Below are 7,466 nucleotides of genomic sequence, written 5' to 3'. Positions count from 1 at the left end.
GGTTAAAGGTGCCCGCAGCCTTATTGGAAAGCTCCTTTAGCAATTTCGAATTGGTGTCCGACAGCTCCAACAGGGACACGTCGGAGACCATGCCGAACATCTTTTCGTAAATGTAGATCAGGGGCTGGGCGAATAGGGTGATCATCCCGTTGAGCAGGAAGAACCCAAAATTCAACCATACCACATTCTCCAGGTTCCCTTCGTGGATGATGTGAAAGGCAAAATAGCCGATGATATAGATCAGGGTAATCTGCCCGACGGATATAAACAAATTGGCCCGTTTATACAGTTCCGAAATCGTAAGGATGGTCACGATACCGGCCACAATTTGCAGGAAGATATACTCAAAGCTATTGGGCACCACAAAGCCGAGGATCAGAACGGTCAGCACATGCACAAACAACCCCAGGCGGGCGTCAAAAAAGGTTTTCAGGATCAGCGGAAGTATACACAGGGGGACTACGTAGACCAGTCCGGCATTGTATTTAACGACCAGGGTAGTCAGGAAAACGACCACCAGGATATTGAAGAAAATAAAGGTGACATTGACGTTGTTGCGATACACCTCGGGGCGGTATTTCTTCAGAAACAACAAGAGCATCATCAGTACCAGGGCCACCAGTATCGTATACCCCGCAAGTATAAAATAGGAGTTACTGGCCGACCACAATTCCGATTCGTATTCGGATTTGAGCGACTCCAGGATTTTGAGGTTTTCGGACTCCACCACCTCCCCCTTGGCAATAATCAGCTTACCCTCATCCACGTTCCCACGGGTAGTTGAAATGTTCGCCAGTTTGTTTTGAATCTCCTTTTCGGTGAGTTCCCGGTCCGAACTTACATTCGGCTGCACCACCCGGGTAATGAGGTTTACATAATCTTCGGAATACCTGTCAAGGCCCTGCCTTCCGGCTATATCCCGGATAACGGACTCCAGGGAATCCGCATAGTGCACCATTACCCCGGGCAATCTGCGCGCCTCGTTGTTGCGTACCAGGTAGATATCCTTTTGGGAAGGGTGTTCTTCAGCCCTGGCAACCCCGGTGGCGTATATACTGTCCAGGATTTGCACTCCGGTCCTGAGCATATAATTGTAACCCCTGGTGGAGAAATCGTCCTCCTTAAAAACTTCGGGGAACAGGGTTTCGTAGGAGTTAAAGGCGCGCTCCGCTACGGAAGTATCAAACCGGTAGTACGGGACCTGGTCCTTTTGAATCGCATTTTGTTCAGCCTCGATATCCGCCTGGGTTTTGCGAATGGAAAAATCAAAGGGGGCATAGAGATTTTCGTACTGCCAGGGTTTCCCTTTTTGGAATTCGTATTTGAACTGGCCTCCTCTGGGAAAGAAAAAAACGATACAGGCAACACTCGCAAAATACAGGATGTATTTGTAGATCTCGGATTGGGATCGGTAGAGGGAATCCAGGCGGTTAGACATCTTTCAGTGAATTGGGTTCAAAAATAGGAAAATCCCCGGGGGTTTTTGACAACAAGGGAAAAGGCATCCGTTTTAATTTATTAATTTCGCGTCACAAATACGATGTAAATGAAAGAGGTTGTAATCGTTTCCGCAGTGCGTACCCCCATCGGCAGTTTTATGGGTGCCCTTTCCTCCGTGCCGGCCCCCGTCCTCGGGGCTACGGCCATCAAGGCAGCGCTGGACAAAATCGGGCTGGAAGTTTCAAAGGTAGAAGAAGTACTTATGGGCCATGTGGTTCAGGCGGGTTCCGGACAGGCCCCGGCGCGCCAGGCCGCCATCGGGGCAGGTATACCGGATACCGTTCCCTGTACTACCATAAATAAGGTTTGTGCCTCGGGAATGAAAGCTGTTATGCAGGCCGCTCAAGCCATAGCCCTTGGAGACCGGGATATCATGGTCGCCGGGGGCATGGAGAACATGAGCCTTATCCCGCATTACCTGCACCTGAGAAACGGCAAGAAATTCGGTCCTGAAACCCTGATTGACGGCATGCAGAAAGACGGGCTTGTGGATGCATACGACCAACAGGCCATGGGGGTTTGCGCAGATGCCTGTGCCCTGGAATACGAGTTCAGCCGGGAAGATCAGGACGCTTTTGCCGTACAATCCTATGAACGTTCTGCCAAAGCCTGGGCAGACGGGAAATTTGAAGATGAAGTGATCCCGGTCGCTGTACCCCAGCGACGGGGGGAACCGGTTGTCGTAAAAGAAGACGAGGAGTATCGGAATGTGAAAATGGATAAAATCCCGCAATTGCGAGCGGCCTTTACCAAAGAAGGAACGGTAACCGCAGCAAACGCATCTACGATTAACGACGGTGCGGCCGCCCTGGTCCTGATGAGTGCCGATAAGGCGAAGGAGCTCGGACTGCAGCCCCTGGCCACGATCCGGTCTTATGCGGACGCAGCCCAGGAGCCCAAATGGTTTACCACGGCTCCTGCCAAAGCCCTGCCATTGGCCCTGGCCAAAGCAGGTGTGACACAGGACGAAATCGACTTTTTTGAATTCAACGAAGCCTTCAGCGTGGTAGGCCTGGCCAATATCAAGATACTCGGACTGAGCGATGCCAATGTAAACGTAAACGGGGGAGCCGTTTCCCTCGGACATCCCCTGGGGTGCTCCGGAGCCCGTATCCTGGTGACCCTGATCAATATACTGAAACAAAACAACGCCCGTTACGGAGCCGCGGCCATATGCAACGGAGGTGGGGGCGCGTCAGCCATGGTCCTGGAATCCTACAAATAACCCCAGAATCTAACGGATGGAATACGGTATCTGCCCTTTGAGCATGGTCCCTGTGCATCAGAGCGCGGATGAGGCTTCGGGCTGGATAACCCAACTCCTCTACGGCGAAGTCTTTAAGATACCGGAAACCAGGAAACACTGGAGCCGCATACGTACCGCTTCGGGCCAAAGTGAGGGCTGGGTCCGCAATCTCCAGATCCAAATACTGGAAGGCTCCGAATACGAAGCCCTTTGCGCTCCCGAAGCCATGCGGTTTGCCTCGGATCTGATCTCCCATATTTGTACGCAGGAAGGTATGCTAATGCCTATTCCTGTAGGATCCGGCGTACATGCGGCTGCAACCCTTTCCCATACTCATGAAGGGGATGTTTTCAAACCGGAAAGTGGAAAAGACACCCTTATCGATACAGCCCTGCTCTATTTAAACAGTCCCGAGGTCAAAGGCGGACGTTCCCCATTTGGTATTGACGCGGACGGCCTTTCTCAAATGGTGTACCGCACCGCTGGGGTCATGCTCAATCGCATTGCCCCCGAACAGGCCGCTCAGGGCAGCCCCCTTAGTTTTATTGAAGAGAGCGAACCCGGGGATCTGGCCTTTTTTGACGGGCCTGACGGAGTGATCAACCACGTCGGGCTTATTATGCGAGACAATTACGTCATTCACAGTAGCGGAAAGGTCCGTATTGACCGCCTGGACCATACGGGGATCTTTAATACAGAAAAACGTCTCTACACTCATCCCCTCCGGGTAATCGTCAAAGTTTTGTGATAAAAATAAAGCCCCGCAATTGCAGGGCTTTATTCATTTGTTCAGAATTGTGAAGGCATTTATTCCCCCAACAGACCCTTAATCCGCATAAAGTTCTCATTATCCCCCAGAGCACCATAGATGTTCTTCAATTGAGATAGGATAGCTTCGTTGCCCGGATTGATCTTCAGTGCATCTTCTAAAACGACTGCGCCTTCCTTAAAAAGATCGTCTTTTTTGGCTTTGAGTGCATCGTATTTGGCGAGGTCGTCACGAGAGGTACCCAATGCGTTCATATCGTCGATAAGAGCATTCCCCTCGTCAACATAGGTTGTGGAAAGGTTTAACTGGGCATTCACATAGCCTGGGTTCACCTCAATCGCCTTTCGATAGGACGCCCGGGCTCCTTCTAAATCGCCCTGCTCATAATTGATAACCCCAATGTTATAGTGCAGATCGGGATTGTCAGGGGCCATTCGGGCCGCCTCAGCCATCAACTCCTTAAACTTATCCTTATCCCCTAACTGGTAGTACAGGTTGGCCTCGTTCAGCACCAGGTTAACATCGTCGGGATTATCCGCCCGGGCAGCCTTATAAGCCGCAAGGGCTTCATCGTTGTTGCCCAACTGGGTGTGTATAAGAGCAATATTCCGCACGATTTCCGCACGCTTGGATTCCGTTTTTTCATCGACTGGGTTAGAGTAGGTTCCGGATTTTACCATCAGGTCCCGCTGTGTCTTTTGCATCACCTCAACTTCTCCCGTTTCCACATTTGTCGCACGGTACTCCATCTGACTTCCGTCGTACCCGACATCCCTCAACTCTTCATAATAGTCAAGAGACATTTCGTAATCCCCACCATTTACTGCACTACTGGCCGCGTAATACAGGTAAACTGTATCCTGAGGGCTCAGTTCGTACGCCATATATAATTTTTCGGCAGCTTCTTTGAACTTCTGTTCCTTATTGTCCTCTACCGCCGCGTTGACCAGGTCATTCGCTACGGAAGACATTTGAACCTGCGCATCTCCGGTGTATTTAACCTTCCCACTGGCTTCTTCCACACTGAGGACTTTTTTATAAGAATCCACAGACTCCCCGAATGCAGATATATCTCCCTTTTTTGCCAGGTCTGAATACACCTGGCCCCTTAAGAAATAATAATGGGCCTGAGTGCGCTCGTCGGCGCCGGCTATAGCACCGGCAGCACTCTCCAGGCTTGCCTTGGCCGAAGCGGCATCGCCGCTTTTCATAGCCTTTTCGGCTGCTTTAATTTCTGATTTTTGTGCAAAACCGGCCAATCCTATAAGCATGGCCGCCATAATTAACATGTTGGTTTTCATGAAGAAGTATTTAATCTAGTTAGTGTTTGTATATCTACGTAGTTTCGGGGGTATTCGGATCATCCCCACTACCCTCATTATCAAGAGACGTGCCATCTTCGGTTTCCACGTCCATATTCAGGATATCCGTATCGTCCAGATCCTCTTCGTCTTTCATCACCTTGGCTACGGCCGCGATGGAATCCGAATCCTTGAGGTTGATCAGGCGAACGCCCTGAGTTGCCCGTCCCATAGTGCGAAGATCCTCAACACTCATCCGGATTGCGATCCCCGATTTGTTGATGATCATCAGGTCGTCAGAATCCGAAACATTCTTGATAGCGACAAGGCCACCGGTTTTGTCAGTAATGGAAATGGTTTTAACACCTTTGCCACCCCGGTTGGTGATCCGGTAATCCTCAATGCTGGAACGTTTTCCGTACCCGTTTTCCGACACCACGAGGATGTCTTCGTCAAAATTGTGGACGGACAACATCCCGATCACTTCGTCATCATCGCTGGCCAGGGTAATTCCCCGTACACCGGAAGCATTCCTGCCCATAGGGCGGGTTTTACTCTCTTCAAAGCGAATGGCTTTTCCGGATTTCAGGCCCAGGAAAATTTCGGAAGTACCCGTAGTGAGCTTGGCTTCGAGCAGCTCATCTCCCTCCCGGATATTAATGGCAATGATACCGTTCTGCCGCGGGCGCGAATACTGTTCCAGGGGTGTTTTTTTCACGACCCCTTTTTTGGTGGCCATAATTACATAATGGCTGTTGAAGTAATCCTCGTCTTTGAGATCCCGGGTACATATAAAGGCCTTCACCTTATCTTCCGTGGCTATATTGATCAGGTTCTGGATAGCCCTTCCCTTGGAGGTTCGGGTACCTTCCGGAATTTCATATACCCGCAACCAGTAACACTGGCCCTGCTGGGTAAAGAACAGCATATATTGATGGTTTGTCCCCACAAAGAGGTGTTCCAGGAAGTCCTCGTTTCGGGTGGCGGATGCTTTTTGCCCCACTCCCCCGCGATTCTGGGTCTTATACTGGGCCAAAGGAGTCCTTTTAATATATCCGGCGTGAGAAATGGTGATCACTACCTGCTCGTCCGGAATCATATCTTCAATACTAAGGCTTCCTCCCACGTAGTTGATCTCGGAGCGACGGGTATCCCCATAGCGCTCCTTGACCTCGAGGAGCTCGGCTTTGATGATATCCATCCGCCGCTCTTCCCGGGCGAGGATATCCTTCAAATCCTCAATAGTGGCAAGGACATCTTCATATTCGCTCCTGAGTTTATCCTGCTCCAGCCCTGTGAGTTGGCGCAGGCGCATCTCCACGATGGCACGGGCCTGGATTTCCGAGAGCTCAAAGCGTTTGATCAGTTTGGAGCGGGCCTCTTCAGCATTGGCAGAACCTCTTATGATGGCAATAACCTCGTCGATATTGTCCGAGGCAATGATAAGCCCTTCGAGGATGTGGGCCCGTTCTTCGGCTTTCCGCAATTCGTATTGGGAACGCCGGGTTACCACCTCGTGGCGATGATCCACAAAATGGGTAATCATCTCTTTGAGGTTCAGCAACTGCGGCCGTCCGCCTACAAGGGCGATATTGTTAACACTAAAGGAAGACTGTAATGCCGAGTACTTATATAAGGTATTGAGTACAATATTTGGAATGGCGTCCCTTTTGAGTACGTAAACCACCCGCATTCCCTTCCGGTTGGACTCATCCCGGATGGCAGAAATGCCCTCGACTTTTTTATCGTTGATCAGGTCTACCGTCTTTTTGATCATATCGGCCTTGTTCACCTGATATGGAATCTCGGTAACCACTATACACTCCTTGCCCTGAACTTCTTCAAAAGTCGCCTTGGCCCGCATTACCACCCGGCCCCGGCCGGTGTGGAAGGCTTCTTTTACGCCTTCATACCCGTAAATAATCCCCCCGGTTGGGAAGTCGGGTGCTTTTATATGCGTGATCAGTTCATCAATTTCAATATCCCGGTTGTCTATGTATGCGATGGTCCCGTCCACAACTTCGGAGAGGTTGTGAGGGGGCATATTGGTCGCCATCCCCACAGCGATCCCGGAGGCACCGTTAATGAGAAGGTTGGGGATACGTGTTGGCAATACGGTCGGCTCCTGCAGGGAATCGTCAAAATTCAGTTGGTGATCTACTGTTTCCTTGTCGATATCCGCGAGCATCTCGTCGGCAATTCGCCTCATCCGCGCCTCGGTATATCGCATTGCGGCAGGGCTATCGCCATCGATGGAACCAAAATTCCCCTGTCCGTCCACCAACATATATCTCAGGCTCCAGTCCTGGGCCATCCGAACCATCGTATCGTAAACCGAAGTATCTCCATGAGGGTGGTATTTACCGAGCACCTCCCCCACGATCCGAGCAGATTTTTTGTGCGCACTCGTCGAGCGAACCCCGAGTTCGTGCATCCCGTAGAGCACCCTGCGGTGCACCGGTTTCAGGCCATCCCGAACATCTGGCAGGGCACGTGACACAATGACCGACATCGAATAATCGATGTAGGCCGATTTCATCTCATCTTCTATGTTAATGGGGATCAATTTTTCTCCTTCCGCCATAATGCAACTTTCTTTCTGTTCCTGAGGTTAAAAAATCATGCCAATATACGGAAAAACGGCCTTTTC

5 protein-coding genes are annotated in these 7,466 nt (G+C 50.7%); 2 read left to right on the top strand and 3 right to left on the bottom strand.

Features of this window, described 5'->3' with window-relative positions:
- Window positions 1-1,438: phosphohydrolase (locus WBV75_RS02355; RefSeq protein ID WP_424119052.1), on the bottom strand; the 1,438-nt coding region annotated here is incomplete at its 3' end.
- A gap of 108 nt (window positions 1,439-1,546) precedes the next feature.
- On the opposite strand from WBV75_RS02355, the gene WBV75_RS02350 reads away from it, so the two are divergent.
- Window positions 1,547-2,725, top strand: coding sequence for an acetyl-CoA C-acyltransferase (locus tag WBV75_RS02350; protein WP_424119051.1), 1,179 nt, complete (start codon window positions 1,547-1,549; stop codon window positions 2,723-2,725).
- 16 nt (window positions 2,726-2,741) lie between these two features.
- Window positions 2,742-3,494: an NlpC/P60 family protein gene (locus WBV75_RS02345; RefSeq protein WP_424119050.1), complete on the top strand. Its 753-nt coding sequence runs from the start codon at window positions 2,742-2,744 to the stop codon at window positions 3,492-3,494.
- A 59-nt stretch (window positions 3,495-3,553) separates the two neighbouring features.
- Here the strand turns inward: WBV75_RS02345 and WBV75_RS02340 are convergent, their stop codons facing one another.
- Together WBV75_RS02340 and gyrA are read right to left on the bottom strand one after the other, a co-directional pair.
- Complete coding sequence (locus WBV75_RS02340; protein ID WP_424119049.1) at window positions 3,554-4,816, bottom strand: tetratricopeptide repeat protein; 1,263 nt, start codon at window positions 4,814-4,816, stop codon at window positions 3,554-3,556.
- Between the two features lie 34 nt (window positions 4,817-4,850).
- Window positions 4,851-7,400 (bottom strand): DNA gyrase subunit A, encoded by a 2,550-nt coding sequence (gene gyrA / locus WBV75_RS02335; protein WP_424119048.1) that lies wholly within the window; start codon window positions 7,398-7,400, stop codon window positions 4,851-4,853.
- Window positions 7,401-7,466 lie beyond the last annotated feature (66 nt).

This window comes from Robiginitalea sp., assembly GCF_049588695.1.
Classification (GTDB): Bacteria; Bacteroidota; Bacteroidia; order Flavobacteriales; family Flavobacteriaceae; genus Robiginitalea.
This window is presented reverse-complemented; position numbering and strand designations above follow the sequence as displayed.